Here is a 19,147-nt window from a genome sequence, read left to right as displayed (position 1 = left end):
TCCAAAACAGCAAGCTCAGTCGCTGTCGGGGTCAGGACGCTCGGCGGGGATGGGGTTGGCCACGCCGGCACCATCGGCCTGGCGGCGCTGCTCGTTGATACGGGCAGAGGGGTTGTCCTGCTCTTCGATCTCCAGGCGGCTGGCCAGCTTGAGATGAAAGACATGATCGCTCGGCAATTCGCAGCGGCCGGCATCGCACACTGCCAGACCGTAGCTGCCGTCCAATTCGTAGGCAGCTGCGGAGATATCGCCGCTGTAGATATCGCTGTCGCCGCCATCGGTCTCGATGCAGGTCAGTGCCTTGGCGGCGATGCGTAGCCGGTCGCCATCCTGGCGGGCATCGCCCACCACGACGCAGTATTCGGGCAGCTCATGGGTGGCATCGTCAAGGCCACTGACGGGGCGCAGCAGGATGTCGTCGCGGCGCCCGCTCTCCCCTTCGAGAACGAGGTCGTCGATGACCTGAGCCGCAATGACGGCATCCTTGGGCACATCAAGGGTGCCTGCCGAGGCGTGCAGGGGCATGAGGAGAAGGGCCAGTCCGCTGGCGGTCAGTATCGCGTCTGAAATCTTGCTCATATCGGGCTCTCGGGGGACCAGGCTGCGCGTATCGGCAGTTTTCAAGGCCGTTATTTTACCATAGCCATCCGGGCGTAGCAGTGGCGCGAATGTCGCAGGAGGTCGTTTTCAGGCATACCGCCTGCGGTGAATCTCGGGTTACGGTAGAATGTCGTCCAGAGGCGTAAAAAGCTGTACAAAGAAAATATTGCGCATAATATTTGTATGAAACCATGACGATGGCCAGGCCATCTCGATACGAACGGTACACGGAGTCGCAGAGCCTGACCATGAACGAAGAGCTTGCCAACTTCTACCGCCAGATCATTCTCGAACTGGGTGAGGATCCGGAGCGAGAGGGCCTGCGCGACACACCGAAACGGGCCGCCAAGGCGATGCAGTTTCTGACTCGTGGCTACTCGCAGACCCTCGAGGAGATCATCAACGGCGCCGTTTTCAAGAGCGAGACGGACGAGATGGTGCTGGTCAAGGACATCGAGCTCTATTCGATGTGCGAGCATCACCTGCTGCCCTTCATCGGCAAGTGCCATATTGCCTACCTGCCCAGTGGCAAGGTGCTGGGCCTCTCGAAGTTTGCGCGTATCGTCGATATGTATGCCCGCCGCATGCAGATCCAGGAAAACCTGACACGGCAGATCGCCGAGGCTGTGCTACGGGTCACCGGCGCACGCGGCGTGGCGGTGGTGGTCGAGGCGCGACACCTGTGCATGATGATGCGTGGCGTGGAAAAGCAGAACTCCAGTATGACGTCTTCGGTGATGCTGGGAGCCTTTCGCGAAAACCAGTCTACACGTCAGGAGTTCCTTACACTGGTCAATGGCCGCTGACCTGGGCATAGCCCATGGCAACGGCAGTTTCCGCCTGGAGCCAACGCCATGACGCTGCATGCCCTGGACGATCAGCATCTCGATCACGACCTGGCCACGATTCGCATCAAGAACCTGCGCCTGCGCACCTACATCGGCATCAAGGATGAAGAGATCCACAACCGCCAGGATGTGGTGATCAACGCCGTGATTCGCTATCGGGCCGACAAGGCGGTGGAGTTCAACCATATCGATCAGGCACTCAACTATCGCACGATCAGCAAGGAGGTGATCGTGCTGGTGGAAGAGCGTCCCTTCCTGCTGCTGGAGCGCATGACACGGGAGGTGCTCGACCTGATCATGAGCCACGAACAAGTGCTCACGGCGCAGGTCGAGATCGATAAGCCCAACGCTCTGCGTTTCGCCGACTCAGTTTCCATTACCCTCTCGGCAAGCCGGGAGCCGCGTCGAAACCTCTGAAAAACCTCGCTTCTTTCCGCCTGGGGTTGGTGGTGGCGGGCCTTTCCGCTTAGCATGGTCCATACTGCTGAGCCGATAGAGAGAGACGATTCGTTGGAACGCGACAGCACCTCCCCCGATTCGCCACGGCGCCGATATGCCCCCTGGGCCATGACGGCCATGGTCACGGCGCTCATTGCCTTGCTGTTCCAGGGCAGCCTTCCGCCTTTGAATATTGCCGCTGCCATTTTCGCTATCATGGGGCTGCGCCAGATCCGTCGCCATCCCGACCGCTACCTTGGCCGAGCTTTTTGCTGGCTGGCCATCGCACTGGTGCTGATACTTGCCATACTGACGGCGATGCTTCCGCCCCCGGAGCTGAACGATGCTCCCGCCAATGCTCCCGAGCCGCGCGCCATCGAGGCTGAATGACGAGACGGGGCGCGCACGAATTCATACACGATAAGTGAAGCAAGGCCCGTAGAGGCCAGGAGAGATGACATGGAAGCCCTGAAGGAAACGCAGCTCTACTGTCCATTCGCCTATATCGACGGCAGTTGGGTCGCTGCCGACAGCGGTGAGCAGATTGAAGTGATCAACCCGGCAACAGGAGAGATCTTCGGCACCGTGCCGAGGCTGGGTCGGGATGAGACCGAACGCGCCATTGCCGCCGCCGATGCGGCGCTCGTCGGCTGGCGAGCGCTCACCGCCCAGGAGCGTGCCGATATCCTGATGAAGTGGCACGACCTGATGTTCGAACACCAGGACGACCTGGCGAGAATCATGACCCACGAGCAGGGCAAACCGCTCAAGGAGGCCGCTGGCGAGATCGCCTATGCGGCGAGCTTCCTGCGCTGGTTTGCCGAGGAGGCCCGGCGGATCTATGGTGAGACCATTCCCGCAGCCAAGCCCAACCAGCGCATCGTGATCACCAAGCAGCCGGTTGGCGTGGTTGGCGCCATTACACCCTGGAACTTCCCTGCGGCCATGATCACACGCAAGGCCGGTGCGGCGCTGGCGGCGGGCTGCACCATAGTCATCAAACCGGCCAGCCAGACGCCGTTCTCGGCCACCGCCATGGCGCTGCTGGCCGAGCGTGCCGGTGTGCCACGTGGCGTGTTCAACGTGGTCCCCGGGCGTGCCAGCGAGATCGCGGCGGCGATGACCGAGTCACCCTTGGTGCGCAAGATCACCTTTACCGGTTCCACCGAAGTGGGGCGCGAGCTGATGTCGCGGGCCTCCCAGCATATCCAGAAGATCTCGCTGGAGCTGGGCGGCAACGCGCCGTTCATCGTCTTCGAGGATGCCGACCTGGATGCAGCGGTGGAGGGCGCCATGGCAGCCAAGTTCCGCAATGCCGGCCAGACCTGCATCTGTACCAATCGCTTCCTGGTGCAGTCGAGCGTCATCAACGCCTTCTGCGAGAAGCTGGCGGTAGCGATGAACAGCGAGTTGAAAGTGGGCAATGGTACCGAGCCGGACATCAACATCGGGCCGCTGATCGACGAGAACGCGGTGACCAAGGTCAGCGAGCACGTGCACGATGCCGTCGACAAGGGAGCCGAGCTGCTGCTCGGCGGCCACCCCCATCCGCTGGGCGGCAACTTCTTCTCGCCGACGCTGATCAGCTTCGCCACTGGTGACATGAAGGTCGCCCATGAGGAAACCTTTGGCCCGTTGGCGGCTGTGTTCCCCTTTGAGGACGAGGAGGATGCCGTGCAGATGGCCAACGACACCCAGTACGGCCTAGCCTCCTATTTCTACTCGCGTGATCTGGGACGTGTATGGCGCGTCGCCGATGCCTTGGAGTACGGCATGGTTGGCATCAACACCGGGCTGATCTCCAACACTGCGGCGCCGTTCGGTGGCGTCAAGGCCTCGGGTCTCGGCCGCGAAGGCGGCCACCAAGGCATCGAGGAGTTTCTCGAAACCAAGTACCTCTGCATCGATCTTGGTTAATAAACGGGCTGCGCTCGGTCATACGGCGTTGAAAACTGGCTTAGAATGCTCACTTACAACAGTAAGCTCCGCTTCGTTCGCCAGTTTTCGCCTTGTCTGACCGTCGCTCGCACCGTTTCTCGAGGTAGAGAAGCATAACGCGAAAACCCCACGCGGGCGTCTAGCCCAGGTGGGGTTTTGCGTGTGACTTGCTCCTTGCTCCTTGCTCCTTGCTCCTTGCGGCTCGGCGAGCGTCAGTGCCTGAAGTGGCGCATGCCGGTGAACACCATGGCGATTCCCGCTTCGTTGGCGGCGTCGATCACTTCCTGGTCGCGCATGGAGCCGCCGGGCTGGATCACCGCGGTGATACCGGCCGCGGCCGCGGCGTCGATGCCGTCACGGAAGGGGAAGAAGGCGTCGGAGGCCATCACCGAGCCGGGTACCGAGAGGCTTTCATCGGCGGCCTTGATGCCGGCGATCTTGGCCGAGTAAACGCGGCTCATCTGGCCGGCGCCGACACCGATGGTCTGGCCTTCCTTGGCGTAGACGATGGCGTTGGACTTGACGTACTTGGCCACCTTCCAGGCGAAGGCCAGGTCGCGCATCTCCTGCTCGCTGGGAACGCGATCGGTGACCACCGTGAGTTCGTCGCGGCCGACCATGCCCAGGTCGCGATCCTGCACCAGCAGCCCCCCAGTGACGCGCTTGAAGTCGTGGGCATGCTCGCGTTGGCCGGGCCAGTTGTCGCCCACGTCGAGCAGGCGCACGTTCTGCTTCTCGGCGACGATGGCGGCAGCCGCCTCATCGATCCCCGGGGCGATGATCACCTCGACGAACTGGCGGTCGATGATGGCACGGGCGGTATCGGCGTCCAGCGGCTGGTTGAAGGCAATGATACCGCCGAAGGCGCTGGTGGGGTCGGTGGCGAATGCCTTGTCGTAGGCCTCGCGAAGAGTGGCGCCGACCGCCACGCCGCAGGGGTTGGCATGCTTGACGATCACGCAGGCGGTGTCGGTGAAGCTCTTGACGCACTCGAAGGCGGCGTCGGTGTCGGCCACGTTGTTGAACGACAGTTCCTTGCCCTGCAGCTGGCGGGCGGTGGCCACGCTGGCTTCGCTGGCATCTGCCTCGACGTAGAATGCCGCGCTCTGGTGCGGGTTCTCGCCGTAGCGCATGGCCTGCTTCTTGACGAACTGTACGTTGTAGGTGCGCGGGAACCCGTCCTCGCCGCCCGGCACCCGCTGGCCCAGGTAGTCGGCAATGGCGGCATCGTAGCCGGCGGTATGCTCGAAGGCCTTCACCGCCAGGTCGAAGCGCGTGGCGTCGCCTACGGCCCCGCCGTTGGAGGCAATCTCGGTCAGTACCCGGTCATAGTCGCCGGCGTCCACCACGATGGTGGTGTGGGCATGGTTCTTGGCGCAGGCACGCACCATGGTCGGGCCGCCGATGTCGATGTTCTCGATCGCATCTTCGAGAGAGCAGTCCGGCTTGGCCACGGTCTGAGCAAAGGGATATAGGTTGACCACCACCATGTCGATGGGTGCGATGCTGTGCTCGGCCATCACGCTGTCGTCCTGGCCGCGACGTCCCAGGATACCGCCGTGGATCTTGGGATGCAGAGTCTTGACGCGGCCGTCCATGATCTCGGGGAAGCCGGTGTGCTCGGACACCTCGGTCACGGCAATGCCGTTCTCCTGCAGCAGGCGGAAGGTACCGCCTGTGGAGAGCAATTCGACACCGTGACCGGACAGGCTGCGGGCGAAATCGACGATGCCGGTCTTGTCGGAGACGCTGATCAGCGCGCGGCGTACCGGGATGGGGGAGGCTTGAGCCATGATGAGGAGCAACTCTATGTCGGAAAGTGTAGGTAAGCCGGCCGGGAGGCAGGGGAGCGCCAAGCCGGCCGGGATCAGATCAGGTCGTGCTGCTTGAGTTTCTTGCGTAGCGTGCCGCGATTGAGGCCAAGCATCTCGGCGGCGCGAGTCTGGTTGCCCTGGGTATATTCGAGCACGCTTGCCAGCAGCGGTGCCTCGACCTCCGCCATCACCATGGTGTAGAGGTCGGTCACGGTACCGCCATCGAGATGATCGAAATAGCGTCGCATGGCCGCATCTACGGCTTCGCGCAGCGGCTGTTCCGCCAGCGTGACCGATGGCAGCAGGGCGGGGCTGTCGAATTCCGGCAGGCCGGCACAGGAGCTGGCTTCCAGGCCTGACAGATCGGCGTTGCGATTGAAGGCTTCACGATTCATGCGGCACTGATTCCATTCGTTGCCCAGGAGTAGTCGGCTTCACTCTCTGGGCGGAAGAGGTCGTCGATGAATTCATACTGTTCGTCAGGCTGTTCCAGGGCATTGAAGGCTGCCCTCAATTCGCGCTGTCGACCGGCGTCGAAGCGACGGTCGCTGGCGAGATACCAACCGAGGTGCTTGCGCGCGATTCGCACACCCATGTAATCGCCATAGAACCCATGCAAGGCGTGCAGATGCCCCTGCAATACGCCGGCTCTCTCTTCTGGCTCGGGTGGCGGGCAACTGCGCCCATGGCGCAAGTAGTGGTCGATCTCACGAAATATCCAGGGGTTGCCCTGGGCGCCGCGACCGACCATCACCGCATCCGCACCAGTATAGTCCAGAACCTGGGCGGCCTTGCGTGGAGAGTCGATGTCACCGTTGGCGAATACCGGGATACGCACGGCCTGCTTGATGGCGGCGATGGTGTCGTACTCGGCCTCTCCCAGGTAGCGCTGCTGGCGATGGCGGCCATGTACCGCCAGCGCCTGGATGCCGGCGGCTTCGGCCAGTTGCGCCACGCGCACGCCGTTGTTGCTCTCGGCGCACCAGCCGGTGCGGATTTTCAACGTTACCGGGACCTCGACAGCCGCTACCACGGCTTCGAGGATCTCAGCCACGAGTGCCTCGTCGCGCAGCAGGGCCGAGCCAGCGGCCTTGTTGCAGACCTTCTTGGCCGGGCAGCCCATGTTGATGTCGATGATCTCGGCACCCTGGTCGGCATTCAGGCGGGCTGCCTCGGCCAGCATGGCGGCATCGCCGCCGGCGATCTGCACGGCCCGAGGGCCGGGTTCGCCGCTATGGTCCATGCGCTGGCGCGACTTGCGCGTATGCCACAGTGCCGGGTCCGAAGTGACCATCTCGCCTACCACCAGTCCCGCTCCCAGGCGGCGGCAGAGCTGGCGAAACGGGCGATCGGTCACTCCAGCCATGGGGGCCAGGATGACTCGGTTGGGCAGGCGGTGCCGGCCGATCTGTGGCAGCGGGCGACTATCGGGCATGAGGCGAATCAGTGAACTCGGGGTTGCATATCATACGCCCCCGAAGGGGCGGGGTGAAGGTGGCAAAGACGCCCAGGCTCAGGCTGGCCGGCGCCCGCTGAGCCGGACCCAGCCCTCACGTACCTGCGGCTCGTCCATGATCAATCCCTGGTCGCGGTAGGCATCCAGGACCTCGTCGGCCTGATTCTCGAGTATGCCCGACAGGGCCAGTCGACCGCCCGGGGCCACGTGGCCGGCAATCATCGGTGCCAGTTCCACCAGTGGGCCTGCCAGGATGTTGGCCACGACAAGGGGGAAGCGTCGTCCGGTATTCAACTGCTCGGGGTAGAGCAGCGTCAGTTCGTGCTCCGCGACATCGTTACGCTCGGCGTTGTCGCGGCTGGCCTGCAGCGCCTGGGGATCGATGTCCGTGCCGGTGGCGAGCGCGGCGCCGAGCTTGAGCGCGGCGATGGCCAGGATGCCGGAGCCGCAGCCCACGTCGAGCATCTCGACGCCGTCCAGGTCGTCCGTCAAGGCCAGCATATCGAGCCACTCGAGGCACAGCGCCGTGGTGGGGTGGGTGCCGGTACCGAAGGCCAGGCCCGGGTCCAGGTGCAGGTTGACGGCGTTGGGGTCCGGAGGCTGATGCCAACTGGGCACGATCCACAGCCGCTGGCCCATGCGCAGCGGCTGGAAGTCTTCCATCCACTCGCGCTCCCAGTCGCGATCGGCAAGCAGCTCGTGCTCGATGACCGGGCAGGCATCGTCAGGCAGGGTCTCGGCCCAGGCCGCCGCCAGGCGTTCGAGCATGGCCTCGAGTCCCTCGAGATCGTCATACAGGCCGGTCAGTACCGTCTCGTTCCAGAGCGGCGTAGTACCGCGCTCGGGTTCGAATACCGGATCGTCATGGGCATCCTGCAAGGTAATGGCAGTGGCACCTTCGGCCAGCAGCAGTTCCTCGAGCAGTTCGGCCTGCTCCGGGGCGATGCGAGCCTTGAGTTGCAGCCATGGCATGGCAATCTCCTGTGCATGACGCATGCGGGGTGGCCGTGGCCACCCCGCCGGGAGCGATTCTCGGTTCCGCAGCTTGCTAGGAGCCGAGTTTCTTCTCCAGATAGTGAATGTTGACGCCGCCCTGCTGGAAGTGGCCGTCGCGGACCAGATCCTTGTGCAGGTCGGTATTGGTCTTGATGCCCTCGACCAGCAGTTCGTCCAGGCCGTTGCGCATGCGTGTCAGTGCGATCTCGCGGCTGTCACCCCAGGTGATCAGCTTGCCGATCAGCGAGTCGTAGTGGGACGGCACCGTATAGCCGGTGTAGAGGTGCGAATCCATGCGTACGCCGAGCCCGCCTGGGGGATGGTAGAGGGTAACCTTGCCGGGCGAGGGCATGAAGGTTCGCGGGTCCTCGGCGTTGATGCGGCACTCGAAGGCATGGCCGTGAACCTTGACGTCTTCCTGGCGGATCGACAGCGGCAGCCCCGAAGCGATGCGCAGCTGTTCGCGCACGATGTCCACGCCGGTCACCATTTCGGTGACGGGGTGCTCGACCTGCACGCGAGTGTTCATCTCGATGAAGAAGAACTGGCCGTCCTCGTAGAGGAACTCGAAGGTGCCGGCGCCGCGATAGTCGATCTCGATGCAGGCCTCGCGACACGCCTCGAGCACCTTGGCGCGAGCCTCGGGGTCGATGCCGGGAGCAGGGGCTTCTTCGAGAACCTTCTGGTGACGCCGCTGCAGCGAACAGTCGCGGTCATAGAGATGGATGGCATTGCCCCGGCCATCGGCCAGTACCTGCACCTCGACGTGACGGGGCCGCTCGAGGAACTTCTCCATGTACACCGTGCCGTCGCCGAAGGCGGAGTGCGCCTCGGTGCGAGTCACGTTGATCGCCGACAGCAGGTGTCCTTCGGCGTGCACCACGCGCATGCCGCGCCCGCCACCGCCAGCGGCGGCCTTGATGATCACCGGATAGCCGATGCGCCGGGCGGTGGCGATGTTGTCGCCTTCGTCGTCGCCCAGCGGGCCGTCCGAGCCGGGAACCGTGGGCACGCCGGCTTTCTTCATGGCCTCGATGGCACTGACCTTGTCACCCATCAGACGAATGGTCTCTGCGCGCGGGCCGATAAACACGAACCCGGAGCGCTCCACCTGCTCGGCAAAATTGGCATTCTCGGAAAGAAAGCCATAGCCAGGATGAATGGCGCTGGAATCGGTGACTTCGGCCGCGCTGATCAGCGCCGGAATGTTGAGATAGGATTGTGCCGAGGGAGCCGGCCCGATGCACACGGCCTCGTCGGCCAGGCGCACGTGCATCAGTTCACGGTCGGCCTTGGAGTGCACCGCGACCGTCTTGATGCCCAGCTCCTTGCAGGCGCGCAGGATTCGCAGGGCGATCTCGCCGCGGTTGGCGATGAGTACCTTGTCCAGCATAGGGAGTCCGCCAGTGTCGGTGAAAGATCAGGAAATGATGAGCATCGGCTGGTCGAATTCGACCGGCTCGCCGTCCTCGACCAGGATCGCCTCGACCACGCCGTCACGATCGGCTTCGATCTGGTTCATCATCTTCATGGCTTCGACGATACACACGGTCTCGCCTTTCTTGACGCTCTGTCCCACTTCCACGAACGCCTTCGATCCCGGAGCCGGGCTACGATAGAAGGTGCCGACCATCGGTGAGGTCAGGGCATGGCCCTGGTAGGCAGTTGCCGGGGCTTCCTCGGCAGCCCCGGCGGCGGGAGCCGGCGCGGCCTGACTGGGTGCCGCCTGCGGGGCCGCGTACTGGGGCATGGGGGGCTGGGGCCAACTGACACCGTTGGGGTGGCGGCTGATACGCACCGATTCTTCGCCTTCCTGAATCTCGATTTCGCTGATGTTGGATTCTTCCAGCAGCTCGATCAGTTTCTTGACCTTACGGATATCCATATTGAGTCTCGACCGGTGGTGGATGGCGGTCGGCAAGGGCGCTGTCAACCCTAGCCAACTTACGATAGATCGCGACAAGATGACGAACATTGCCGACGCTATCGGCCTTGATAAGCGTTGTTGGCGGAGTGTGCCTAAAATCGCCGGGGATGTCCAGCCGGTAGGGAACGGTGTTCGACTGCCAGATTGCTGCTGGCAGCAGTGACGAATCAGCTGCGCTGCCTCTCCAGCCAGTCGAGCAGATCCTGCAGGTGGCCGGCGAGTTCCCCAGCCCTGACTTCGCCTTGGATACGGGCTTCGCGGATCTCGTCTTCCCCGCTGAAGAATAGCAGGCTCGGCGGGCCGAACAGGCCGAAGTAGTCGAGCAGTTCGCGGGTGGCGGCGTCACTGCGCGTCACGTCGACATTGATGCGGGCGAACTGCGACAGCGGTTCGGCGACCTGGGGGGCGGGATACACCTGGCGTTCCATCTGCTTGCACGAGATGCACCAGTCGGCGGTGAAGTGCACGAAGGCGGGCTGACCCTGATCTGAGCGATTGCGCAGTGCATTGCGCAGCGCCTCGAGATCCTCCACGGTGGTGATCTCGACGCTTTCGATGCTGCCCTGCCCGGTGGTAAACGATGCCAGGGGGCGCAGCGGGTCACTACCCCCCATGGCGGCGCCGAACACCAGGGCGATACCCCAGGCCAGCAGCAGCAGGCCAATGGCTTGGCGTGCCCGAGCCCAGCCCTGGGCCAGATTGAGCGACAGGGCGCCCAATGCCAGCGCGCTGCCGATTGCCAGCGCGGCCCACAGCAACAGACTGACGGCGGGTGGGAGCAGGCGCTCCACCAGCCATATCGCCACGCCGAGCAGCAGGATGCCGAAGGCGATCTTGACGCCGTTCATCCAGGCACCGCTGCGCGGCAGGGCGGTGGCGCCGAAAGTGCCGACCAGCAGCAGCGGCACCCCCATGCCCAGGCCCAGGGCCAGCAGGGCGGCGCCACCCATCAGGGCATCGCCGGTAGAAGAGATGAAGACCAGGGCGCCGGCCAGCGGTGCCGATACACAGGGTGAAACCACCAAGACCGACAGGGCACCGGCGCCGGCAAGACCCAGCGGCCCGCTGCGCTGGGCACGGGCCTGCCAGGCATCGACGCGCCCTGCCAGGCGCGGCGTCAGGCGCAGATTGAAGGCACCGAACATCGCCAGAGCGAAGAGTACGAAGAGCAGCGCAAAGGTGGCCAGCACGGGCGCGGATTGCAAGTGCGCCTGCAGATTGAGCCCGGCGCCGAACAGCCCCATCAGCACGCCGACCAGGGCGTAGGTAAGCGACATGCCGCCGACATAGCTGGCGGAGAGGGCGAAGGCTCGCAGCCGGGTTGGATTCTGGCCGACGATGATGGAGGAGAGGATCGGCACCATTGGCAGTACGCAAGGGGTAAAGGTCAGCCCCAGTCCTGCGAGGAAGAACAGGCCCAGGGCCAGCGGCAGGCTGGCTTCACCGATCAGGCTGCTGAAGCGGCCGTCCTGGCTCTGCAGGCCGGGTGGTGCCGCTTCGGCACTGCCTGCGCGAATGCCATTGCTGTCGCCGCCGTCCCGCCAGCTGGCGAAGGCTGCCGGCATGGCGCTGGCGGGAGCCTGCAGCTCGACCCGTTCGGGAGGGTAGCAGAGCCCGGCATCGGCACAGCCCTGGAAGCTGACCGTGATGTCCAGCGGCCCTTCCGCGGCACCCTGAAGCGGCGCCTCGAAAACCACTCGGTCGTAGAAGACGTAGACGTCGCCGAGAAACTCGTCACTCTTGAACTCGCCGGCCGGAATGGTGGGTTCGCCGACCTGGAGCGCATCGTCACGGCTCTCGACGCCGAGCTGGTGACGATAGAGATAGTAGCCTTCGGCATTTTCGAAGCCGATGTAGAGGGTCTCGCCGTCGTGCCAGGCGCTGGGCTGGAACGCCTCCATGACCGGCAGGAAATTACCCTGGCCGCTGGAAGAGGAGGAGAACCACTGGGCCTGGACGGCCAGTGGCAACCACAGCAGCAGGCAGCAGATCAGGCGCATGGCGAGATGACGGCTAGTCAACGCGGGGATCCCTCTGGCAAACGTAAGCGGTCGATGGTCGACGCTCATGAACGGTCGCGGTGCTCGTTCGGGTTGACCCGAAGCGCAGCTGCCGAGTTCCAGAATAACTCAGTCGATGGCAGCGTTATAACCTTACAAGTGCGCCTTGGTGTCGCAGGGGCTTGGTGTCACAGAAACGTGAACGGGCCGCCCCGAGGGGCGACCCGTCTCGACAGGTCTTGCCAGGCTCACGCCTTTTCGTAGGCGGCCAGGGATTTCTCGATGGCCTTGCGGGCAGCGTCGGCGCCTTCCCAGGACTCCACCTTCACCCATTTGCCCTTCTCGAGATCCTTGTAGTTCTCGAAGAAGTGGGCGATCTGCTGGCGCAGCAGCTCGGGCAGGTCGGTGACTTCCTGGACGTCGTCATAAAGCGTGGTCAGCTTGGCGTGGGGCACGCAGACCAGCTTGGCGTCCTCGCCGGCTTCGTCGGTCATGTTGAGGATGCCGACCGGGCGAGCGCGGATGATGCTGCCTGCCTGGACCGGGTAGGGCGTGACCACCAGGGCATCGAGCGGGTCGCCGTCGTCGGCCAGGGTGTGGGGGATGAAGCCGTAGTTTGCCGGATAGAACATCGGCGTGGCCATGAAGCGGTCAACCAGAAGAGCGCCCATCTCCTTGTCGATCTCGTACTTGATCGGAGCGTGGTTGGCAGGAATCTCGATCGCGACGTAGACGTCGTTGGGAAGATCCTTGCCGGCAGGGATGTGGTCGAAGTTCATCGTCGCTTCCTTCGTTGGCGAAAAGTGGAGATACCACAAAATGGGCAGAATTATACGGACCAGGCCTGGGGATTACCAATGCGACATAGGTGAGGGTAGGGCCACCGCTGCCGACTTGGGCTTTGGTTGACAGGTTGAGTCGGCTACAACCGTGTATGATGGCCGACGTCGGGCGGTTCGGCCAGCCATGCGGAGCGAGCGGTGATCAGTGGCGATATCATGAAGGAGCGCGTCTTGCCGGCCAATCGGCTCGCGTTGAGCGTCGGTCAGGCCTTCGTGGCGCCGGACCGGCGGCACCATCGCAGCTCCATGTCGGTACGCATTCCCAGCCAGGCCGCCCAGTCTGCTGCCAAGGGCGCCTGCGCGGTAATCAGCGATACCAGCTCGCGCAATGCCATCGCCAAGCAGGCCGGCGACCTCAGCGTGCGGGGATTTCTGGCCGATTATTTCTCCACGCCGGACCACTGGGACGTCAAGACCTCGGCCACCCGTGTACTGCGGGCGCTCAACGGCTGGTGCTACAGCCAGAGCACCTTCGTCGAAGGTGGCAGTTACGTCGCTTCACTGTCTGCCATGGTCTATCGCGGGCGTGACGCCCACCTGTTCCACATGGGCGATACTCTGGTCTTCCGCTTGCGCGGTGCCGAGTTCGAGCAGCTCACCCGCGACCACATAACCGATCTGGGCGGCTATCGCTACCCATCTCGCGCCTTGGGTCTGGATGGCAGCATCGACATCGATTACATACAGCTGCCCCTGAAGCAGGGCGATATTTTCCTGTTCACCACTCAGGCGGTGCGCGGCACCTTGATGCCATCCGATTACGTACGCTCGATCCGCGAGGGTGCCAGCGATCTCGATGCGGCCTGCGAGCGGCTGGCAGCCGCGGCGCGGGAGCGGGCCCAGGAGCGCGGCTACGGCGCCGACCAGTTCTGCTTCCAACTGGTGCGTATCGACCAGTTGCCCGAAGAGGAGCAGGATCACCCCAGTCGCATCTACGGCGACCTGCCGATTCCTCCCGAACTCTCGCCGGGAGAGCGGATCGACGGCCTGGAGGTACAGGAGGTGCTGTCGCGCACCGCCCAGTCACGTCTCTACCGGGTTCGTGACAGTCGCACCGAGCGTGAAATGGTAATGAAGGCGCCGAGCCCCGAGCTCTCCAATCGCAATGCCTACCTGGAACATTTCCTGCTCCAGCAGTGGGTGGTGGAGCGAGTCAAGTCGCCGTTCGTGGCCCGGGTCATGGAGTCCTCGCGGCCCCGGCGCTATCTGTATTACCTGATGGCCTACGTGGAGGGCACGACGCTGACCGAGTGGGCGCTGCGTCATCCCCAGGCCAGCCTGGCCCAGCGCCTGGATATCGCGGTGCAGCTGGGCAAGGCGGTCCAGGCGCTGCATCATCGCGAGGTGCTGCACCAGCGTATCCATCCCGACAATATCTTGATCGACCACCATGGCCAGGTGGTCTTGACCGACTTCAGTGCCTGCCACATGCGCGACCTGGACGGCCACCGGCGCTCACGCGAGCTTGCCCGCCAGACCGGCTTGTCCGAGCACAGTGCGCCGGAGTATGCGTTGGACGACAGCGTTGGGCGGCGCAGCGACCAGTTTTCGCTGGCCTCGACGATCTACTGGCTGCTGACCGGGGAGCTGCCCTATGAGCTGAGTCCGGATCGGTTGCGCAGCCATACCGACCTCGAGCAACTGAGCTACCGCAGCGCCAGGCTGTTCAATCCCGAGATCACTCCCCAGCTCGACGATACCTTGCGCCGTGCCCTGGATCCCCAGCGTTCCCTGCGCTTCCGCCGCATGTCCGAGTTGCTCTATGCGCTGCGGCATCAGGATGGTCGGAGCAGGCCGACACGTCGCGACCCGCGCCGCTTCCTGCGTGAGCCGGCCAACTTCTGGCAGGGGGTGGCAGGGCTGCTGCTGCTGCTGCTGGTGCTCTCGTGGTTGCTGCGGTGAGCGGTGGCGACCAGCGATCGCGATGAGTGGTGCCCGAAACGACGAAGCCCTCGCCATGGCGAGGGCTCCGTTGCAAGTTTGGCTACGGCTCAGAGCTTGAATTCGGGCAGCTTGCGCTCGACCTTGGCCAGCTTGAGATTCGCCACCTTGGGCAGCCCGTTCTCGAACGGCGGGTAATCTTCACCCTGGATCAGCGGAGACAGATAGCGGCGACAGGCCTGGGTGATGCCGAAACCGTCATCGCGGATGTATTCGCGCGGCATGAACTTCTCGCGATTGGCCACCTCGGCCAGGGGGGCGGGCTCGATGCGCCACTCGTAGGGATCGTCGCTGACCCGCTTGATCGCCGGCATCATGGCATTCTTGCCGGCGATGGCCAGTTCCACCGCCTGCTGGCCCACGGCATAGGCCTGTTCCACGTCGGTGCGTGAGGCCAGGTGGCGTGCTGCCCGCTGCAGGTAGTCAGCCACTGCCCAGTGGTACTTGTAGCCGAGATCCTGCTTGACCATGCCGGCCAGCGTCGGTGCCACGCCGCCCAACTGGCGGTGGCCGAAGGCGTCGGTATTGCCCGAGTCGGCCAGAAAGGTACCGTCTTCGTAGCGGGCTCCCTCTGACACCACGATCACGCAGTAACCGTACTTCACCACGCACTCCTCGACGCGGGCCATGACCTTGCTGCGCTCGAAGGGTACCTCGGGGAATATCACCAGGTGGGGCGGCTGACCCTCGCCCTCGCCGGCCAGTGCGCCGGCCGCGGCGATCCAGCCGGCGTGGCGGCCCATCACCTCGAGCACGAAGACCTTGGTCGAGGTGGCGCACATGGAGGCGATGTCCAGCGACGCTTCCAGGGTGGAGGTGGCGATGTACTTGGCCACGCTGCCGAAGCCCGGCGAGTTGTCGGTGATCGGAAGATCGTTGTCCACGGTCTTGGGTACGTGGATCGCGGTCAGCGGATAGCCCATCTTCTCGGAGAGCTGCGAGACCTTGAGGCAGGTGTCGGCACTGTCGCCACCGCCGTTATAGAAGAAGTAGCGGATGTCGTGGGCCTTGAAGACCTCGATCAAGCGCTCGTACTGGGCGCGATGGCTCTCGATATCCTTGAGCTTGTAGCGACAGGAGCCAAAGGCGCCACCGGGCGTGTGGCGCAGGGCGGCGATCGCCTCGTCCGACTCCTGGCTCACATCGATGAGGTCCTCGGTCAGGGCACCGATGATACCGTTGTGTCCGGCATAGACCTTGCCGATGCGATCGGAGTGTTGGCGGCAGGCTTCGATCACACCGCAGGCGCTGGCGTTGATCACGGCGGTGACACCGCCAGATTGGGCATAAAAGGCGTTATGCTGGGCCATGGGGCTTGCGTGCTCCTGGTCTTTGGAAACACTGCCCAAATGCCTGCGCGAGGGAATCGCTGCGTTGCGCGGTGCTCGAAATCCTCACATATACCCCATATGCTCCGGTTTCTGTGCTCCGTGCGCCTTGCGCTTCGTCTCGCTCGTCGACTTGTGCAGCGTTTCCCTATCGGGGAAGTGTCCGTTTCGTGCTTCACGACAAGGCGAGACATTTTAGACGAAAGGCGCCGAACCTGCACGCCGCTGGAGGGGTGCTGCCAGGCCGTGCTAGTCTGCCGGTTCCTTTCAGGCGGGCACTGCCCGCCAGCTCTACCTGGTGATAAAGGTCGGAACTCCATGCACCTCCATATTCTCGGTATCTGCGGCACCTTCATGGGGAGCCTGGCCCTGCTGGCGCGCGATCTGGGGCATACCGTCACTGGTTCGGATTCGGGTGTCTACCCGCCGATGAGTACCCAGCTCGAAGAGGCCGGCATCGGCCTGTATGAAGGCTATGGCGAGGCCAACCTGTCGCCGCGTCCGGACCTCGTGGTGGTCGGCAATGCGCTGTCGCGCGGCAATCCAGAAGTGGAAGCGCTGCTCGATCTGGGCATTCCTTATACTTCCGGCCCGCAGTGGCTGGCCGGCCACGTGTTGCCGGGCCGGCAAGTCATTGCCGTCGCCGGCACCCATGGCAAGACAACCACGGCGAGCCTCGCAGCCTGGCTGCTGGAGTCGGCCGGGCTCGAGCCGGGCTTCCTGATCGGCGGCGTTCCGCGCAACTTCGGCGTGTCGGCGCGGCTTGGTGCTTCCGACGCCCCCTTCGTGGTCGAGGCCGACGAATACGACACCGCCTTCTTCGACAAGCGCTCGAAGTTCGTACATTACCGTCCCGATATCGCGATCCTTGGCAATCTCGAGTTCGATCATGCCGATATCTTTGCCGATCTGGCCGCTATCGAACGGCAGTTCCACCATCTTGTGCGTACCGTGCCGGGGCGCGGCCTGCTGCTGGTGGCCGACGGCGAACCGGCTCTCGACCGGGTGCTGGAAATGGGCTGCTGGACGCCGGTCGAGCGCTTTGGCACCGATGCCTCGAGCCCATGGCAACTGGTGCTGGAGCGTGACGATGCTTCGCGCTTTCGGGTGATACACCAGCAGGGCGAAGTGAACGAGGACGCTGTCGTCGACTGGTCGCTGACCGGTACTCACAATGCGCACAATGCCTTGGCGGCATTGGCGGCAGCGCATGCCTGCGGTGTCGATCTTGCGCGAGGCTGTGCGGCACTCTCGCGCTTCGAGACGCCACGCCGTCGCCAGGAGGTGCGTGGTGAGGTGGCGGGCATTCAGGTCATCGACGATTTTGCGCACCACCCCACGGCTTTCGCTGCCACCCTCGAGGGGCTGCGTGCCGCCACGCCGCGCGGACGTCTGCTGGCGGTGATCGAGCCGCGCTCCAATACCATGCGTCTGGGCACCCTGCGCGAGCGCCTGGCGACCAGCGTCGCTGCGGCCGACATTGCCTTCTGGTATCAGCCGCCGGGCCTCGATTGGACGCTTGGCCCGGTGCTGGCTGCCAGCCCGGTGCCGTCACGACTCGAGGAAGACATCGACACCCTGGTCGCGGCGCTGGTGGCCGAGGCGCGCCCGCTCGATCGTATCGTGGTGATGTCCAACGGCGGCTTCGGCGGTATCCACGAGAAGCTGCTGGCGGCGCTCGAGGTGGCTCATGGCTGAGCAGACCCCTTTGCACCCCCCTGTCACGGTGGCCATCACCGGGGCTTCCGGTGCCCAGTACGGCCTGCGTCTGATCGAGGCGCTGATAGCGGCGCAACACGAGGTGTGGGTGATGGTTTCCAAGGCCGCTCACCTCGTCATCGAAACCGAAACCGATGCCAGCTTGCCGGCGCGCCCCGAGCGGCTGGCCCAGGCGTTCACCGAACGCTACGGGGCGGCGACGGGGCAGGTCCGCTGCTTCGGGCGAGAGGACTGGATGGCGCCGGTGGCGTCTGGCTCGGGTGCGCCCTCCGCCATGGTGATCTGCCCTTGCTCCACCGGCACCCTGTCGGCAGTGGCGACGGGAGCCAGCAATAACTTGATCGAGCGCGCCGCCGACGTGGCGCTCAAGGAGCGGCGTACGCTGATTCTGGTGCCGCGTGAGACGCCGTTGTCGACGGTTCATCTCGAACACATGTTGAGCCTGAGCCGCATGGGGGTTGTGATCCTGCCGGCGGCTCCGGGCTTCTACCATCGGCCCGCGACGGTGGATGACCTCGTCGACTTTATCGTGGCGCGCATCCTCAACCAGCTCGGCATCGAGCACCGGCTGATACCGCGCTGGGGAGAGTGAAGGCGCATGCATCCGCCAGCGTCATCAATGCGTCACCCACATCTGCCAGCCTGAGTGCACAAGGACGCAACGCCTCAATGATCAAGCTATCGCTGCTGTCGGTCTTCGTGCCGACCTTTCTGTTCGTCTCGCTGACGCCGGGCATGTGCATGACCCTGTCGATGGTGCTGGGCATGACCCAGGGGGTGAAGCGCACCCTGTGGATGATGGCGGGCGAGCTCGTCGGTGTCGGTCTGGTGGCGACTGCCGCAGGTGCCGGCGTGGCCGCGTTGATGCTGCGCCAGCCCGAGCTCTTCGCATTGTTCAAGTGGGTCGGTGGCGCCTATCTCGGCTACCTGGGGGTCATGATGTGGCGCTCCCGCGGGCGCATGGCCATTCCGCTCGAGAACATCGAGCTGGCGCCGGCCTCGCGTGGCCAATTGGTGCTGCAGGGTTTTGTCACGGCAGTCGCCAACCCCAAGGGCTGGGCTTTCTTCGTTGCCCTGTTGCCGCCTTTCCTCGATGCCGCGCGCCCGCTGGCGGGGCAGTTGAGCGTGCTGATCGCGGTGATCCTGACCATCGAGTTCCTGAGCCTGCTGCTGTATGCCGCCGGTGGGCGCGGCTTGCGCCGCGTACTCGGCGAGAGCGGCAACGTGAGGCTGCTCAACCGCATTGCCGGCACGCTGATGGTCGGTGTCGGGTTATGGCTGGCGTTTGGTTGAACCGAAC

The 19,147-nt window shown here is 64.1% G+C and carries 18 protein-coding genes; 8 read left to right on the top strand and 10 right to left on the bottom strand.

What is annotated here, in order from left to right; genetic code table 11:
• Window positions 1-15: 15 nt before the first annotated feature.
• Window positions 16-579, bottom strand: coding sequence for a hypothetical protein (locus SPH52_RS11270; protein WP_411795119.1), 564 nt, complete (start codon window positions 577-579; stop codon window positions 16-18).
• A 269-nt stretch (window positions 580-848) separates the two neighbouring features.
• Here SPH52_RS11270 and folE point away from each other — a divergent pair, with 269 nt between their 5' ends.
• The 4 genes from folE to SPH52_RS11250 all read left to right on the top strand — a co-directional run bounded on the left by folE (window position 849) and on the right by SPH52_RS11250 (window position 3,803).
• A complete protein-coding gene (gene folE, locus SPH52_RS11265) occupies window positions 849-1,406 on the top strand; it encodes a GTP cyclohydrolase I FolE (protein WP_411795118.1) in 558 nt (185 codons plus the stop codon).
• A gap of 48 nt (window positions 1,407-1,454) precedes the next feature.
• The gene (folX, locus tag SPH52_RS11260) at window positions 1,455-1,865 is read left to right on the top strand and encodes a dihydroneopterin triphosphate 2'-epimerase (protein ID WP_411795117.1); all 411 of its coding nucleotides are present in this window, start codon (window positions 1,455-1,457) and stop codon (window positions 1,863-1,865) included.
• A 93-nt stretch (window positions 1,866-1,958) separates the two neighbouring features.
• The gene (locus tag SPH52_RS11255) at window positions 1,959-2,276 is read left to right on the top strand and encodes a DUF4190 domain-containing protein (RefSeq protein ID WP_411795116.1); all 318 of its coding nucleotides are present in this window, start codon (window positions 1,959-1,961) and stop codon (window positions 2,274-2,276) included.
• A gap of 69 nt (window positions 2,277-2,345) precedes the next feature.
• Window positions 2,346-3,803, top strand: a complete 1,458-nt coding sequence (locus SPH52_RS11250; RefSeq protein WP_411795115.1) for an NAD-dependent succinate-semialdehyde dehydrogenase — start codon at window positions 2,346-2,348, stop codon at window positions 3,801-3,803.
• Between the two features lie 233 nt (window positions 3,804-4,036).
• On the opposite strand, the gene purH is transcribed toward SPH52_RS11250, so the two are convergent.
• The 8 genes from purH to ppa form a co-directional block, all read right to left on the bottom strand.
• A complete protein-coding gene (gene purH, locus SPH52_RS11245; protein WP_411795114.1) occupies window positions 4,037-5,617 on the bottom strand; it encodes a bifunctional phosphoribosylaminoimidazolecarboxamide formyltransferase/IMP cyclohydrolase in 1,581 nt (526 codons plus the stop codon).
• A 74-nt stretch (window positions 5,618-5,691) separates the two neighbouring features.
• Window positions 5,692-6,033 carry a DNA-binding transcriptional regulator Fis gene (fis, locus tag SPH52_RS11240; RefSeq protein ID WP_411795113.1) on the bottom strand — a complete coding sequence of 114 codons (342 nt, stop codon included), beginning with the start codon at window positions 6,031-6,033 and terminating at the stop codon, window positions 5,692-5,694.
• Window positions 6,030-7,073, bottom strand: a complete 1,044-nt coding sequence (gene dusB / locus SPH52_RS11235) for a tRNA dihydrouridine synthase DusB (RefSeq protein WP_411795112.1) — start codon at window positions 7,071-7,073, stop codon at window positions 6,030-6,032. Before dusB ends, fis begins: the two co-directional genes overlap by 4 nt.
• Window positions 7,074-7,151: 78 nt before the next feature.
• Window positions 7,152-8,066 (bottom strand): 50S ribosomal protein L11 methyltransferase, encoded by a 915-nt coding sequence (gene prmA / locus SPH52_RS11230; RefSeq protein ID WP_411795111.1) that lies wholly within the window; start codon window positions 8,064-8,066, stop codon window positions 7,152-7,154.
• Window positions 8,067-8,142: 76 nt separating this feature from the next.
• Window positions 8,143-9,483, bottom strand: a complete 1,341-nt coding sequence (gene accC / locus SPH52_RS11225; RefSeq protein ID WP_411795110.1) for an acetyl-CoA carboxylase biotin carboxylase subunit — start codon at window positions 9,481-9,483, stop codon at window positions 8,143-8,145.
• Between the two features lie 27 nt (window positions 9,484-9,510).
• Complete coding sequence (gene accB, locus SPH52_RS11220) at window positions 9,511-9,975, bottom strand: acetyl-CoA carboxylase biotin carboxyl carrier protein (protein ID WP_411795109.1); 465 nt, start codon at window positions 9,973-9,975, stop codon at window positions 9,511-9,513.
• 209 nt (window positions 9,976-10,184) lie between these two features.
• Window positions 10,185-12,017, bottom strand: a complete 1,833-nt coding sequence (gene dsbD / locus SPH52_RS11215) for a protein-disulfide reductase DsbD (RefSeq protein WP_411795338.1) — start codon at window positions 12,015-12,017, stop codon at window positions 10,185-10,187.
• A 248-nt stretch (window positions 12,018-12,265) separates the two neighbouring features.
• A complete protein-coding gene (gene ppa / locus SPH52_RS11210; RefSeq protein WP_411795108.1) occupies window positions 12,266-12,796 on the bottom strand; it encodes an inorganic diphosphatase in 531 nt (176 codons plus the stop codon).
• 219 nt (window positions 12,797-13,015) lie between these two features.
• On the opposite strand from ppa, the gene SPH52_RS11205 reads away from it, so the two are divergent.
• Window positions 13,016-14,761, top strand: a complete 1,746-nt coding sequence (locus SPH52_RS11205) for a protein kinase domain-containing protein (RefSeq protein WP_411795337.1) — start codon at window positions 13,016-13,018, stop codon at window positions 14,759-14,761.
• Window positions 14,762-14,850: 89 nt separating this feature from the next.
• Here SPH52_RS11205 and SPH52_RS11200 read toward each other — a convergent pair whose 3' ends face one another.
• Complete coding sequence (locus SPH52_RS11200; protein WP_411795107.1) at window positions 14,851-16,110, bottom strand: 6-phosphofructokinase; 1,260 nt, start codon at window positions 16,108-16,110, stop codon at window positions 14,851-14,853.
• A gap of 336 nt (window positions 16,111-16,446) precedes the next feature.
• Between SPH52_RS11200 and mpl the strand changes: the two genes are divergently transcribed.
• The 3 genes from mpl (at window position 16,447) to SPH52_RS11185 (ending at window position 19,140) form a co-directional block, all read left to right on the top strand.
• A complete protein-coding gene (gene mpl, locus SPH52_RS11195; RefSeq protein ID WP_411795106.1) occupies window positions 16,447-17,826 on the top strand; it encodes a UDP-N-acetylmuramate:L-alanyl-gamma-D-glutamyl-meso-diaminopimelate ligase in 1,380 nt (459 codons plus the stop codon).
• Window positions 17,819-18,439 carry a flavin prenyltransferase UbiX gene (locus SPH52_RS11190; protein WP_411795105.1) on the top strand — a complete coding sequence of 207 codons (621 nt, stop codon included), beginning with the start codon at window positions 17,819-17,821 and terminating at the stop codon, window positions 18,437-18,439. The genes mpl and SPH52_RS11190 overlap by 8 nt, the downstream gene beginning before the upstream one ends.
• A gap of 77 nt (window positions 18,440-18,516) precedes the next feature.
• Window positions 18,517-19,140 (top strand): LysE family translocator, encoded by a 624-nt coding sequence (locus SPH52_RS11185; protein WP_411795104.1) that lies wholly within the window; start codon window positions 18,517-18,519, stop codon window positions 19,138-19,140.
• Window positions 19,141-19,147: the final 7 nt, after the last annotated feature.

This window comes from Halomonas sp. A29 (assembly GCF_046723295.1).
In the GTDB taxonomy this organism is placed as follows: domain Bacteria; phylum Pseudomonadota; class Gammaproteobacteria; order Pseudomonadales; family Halomonadaceae; genus Halomonas.
Note: the sequence above shows the minus strand (reverse complement) of the source record. Positions and strands in the feature narration are given on the sequence as shown.

What these genes read in the sequence shown, in the direction of transcription:
- SPH52_RS11270 (WP_411795119.1), bottom strand. Translation starts at nt 579, where the DNA reads ATGAGCAAGATTTCAGACGCGATACTGACCGCCAGCGGACTGGCCCTT.
- folE (WP_411795118.1), top strand. Translation starts at nt 849, where the DNA reads ATGAACGAAGAGCTTGCCAACTTCTACCGCCAGATCATTCTCGAACTG.
- folX (WP_411795117.1), top strand. Translation starts at nt 1,455, where the DNA reads ATGACGCTGCATGCCCTGGACGATCAGCATCTCGATCACGACCTGGCC.
- SPH52_RS11250 (WP_411795115.1), top strand. Translation starts at nt 2,346, where the DNA reads ATGGAAGCCCTGAAGGAAACGCAGCTCTACTGTCCATTCGCCTATATC.
- purH (WP_411795114.1), bottom strand. Translation starts at nt 5,617, where the DNA reads ATGGCTCAAGCCTCCCCCATCCCGGTACGCCGCGCGCTGATCAGCGTC.
- fis (WP_411795113.1), bottom strand. Translation starts at nt 6,033, where the DNA reads ATGAATCGTGAAGCCTTCAATCGCAACGCCGATCTGTCAGGCCTGGAA.
- dusB (WP_411795112.1), bottom strand. Translation starts at nt 7,073, where the DNA reads ATGCCCGATAGTCGCCCGCTGCCACAGATCGGCCGGCACCGCCTGCCC.
- prmA (WP_411795111.1), bottom strand. Translation starts at nt 8,066, where the DNA reads ATGCCATGGCTGCAACTCAAGGCTCGCATCGCCCCGGAGCAGGCCGAA.
- accC (WP_411795110.1), bottom strand. Translation starts at nt 9,483, where the DNA reads ATGCTGGACAAGGTACTCATCGCCAACCGCGGCGAGATCGCCCTGCGA.
- accB (WP_411795109.1), bottom strand. Translation starts at nt 9,975, where the DNA reads ATGGATATCCGTAAGGTCAAGAAACTGATCGAGCTGCTGGAAGAATCC.
- dsbD (WP_411795338.1), bottom strand. Translation starts at nt 12,017, where the DNA reads ATGCGCCTGATCTGCTGCCTGCTGCTGTGGTTGCCACTGGCCGTCCAG.
- ppa (WP_411795108.1), bottom strand. Translation starts at nt 12,796, where the DNA reads ATGAACTTCGACCACATCCCTGCCGGCAAGGATCTTCCCAACGACGTC.
- SPH52_RS11205 (WP_411795337.1), top strand. Translation starts at nt 13,016, where the DNA reads ATGAAGGAGCGCGTCTTGCCGGCCAATCGGCTCGCGTTGAGCGTCGGT.
- SPH52_RS11200 (WP_411795107.1), bottom strand. Translation starts at nt 16,110, where the DNA reads ATGGCCCAGCATAACGCCTTTTATGCCCAATCTGGCGGTGTCACCGCC.
- mpl (WP_411795106.1), top strand. Translation starts at nt 16,447, where the DNA reads ATGCACCTCCATATTCTCGGTATCTGCGGCACCTTCATGGGGAGCCTG.
- SPH52_RS11190 (WP_411795105.1), top strand. Translation starts at nt 17,819, where the DNA reads ATGGCTGAGCAGACCCCTTTGCACCCCCCTGTCACGGTGGCCATCACC.
- SPH52_RS11185 (WP_411795104.1), top strand. Translation starts at nt 18,517, where the DNA reads ATGATCAAGCTATCGCTGCTGTCGGTCTTCGTGCCGACCTTTCTGTTC.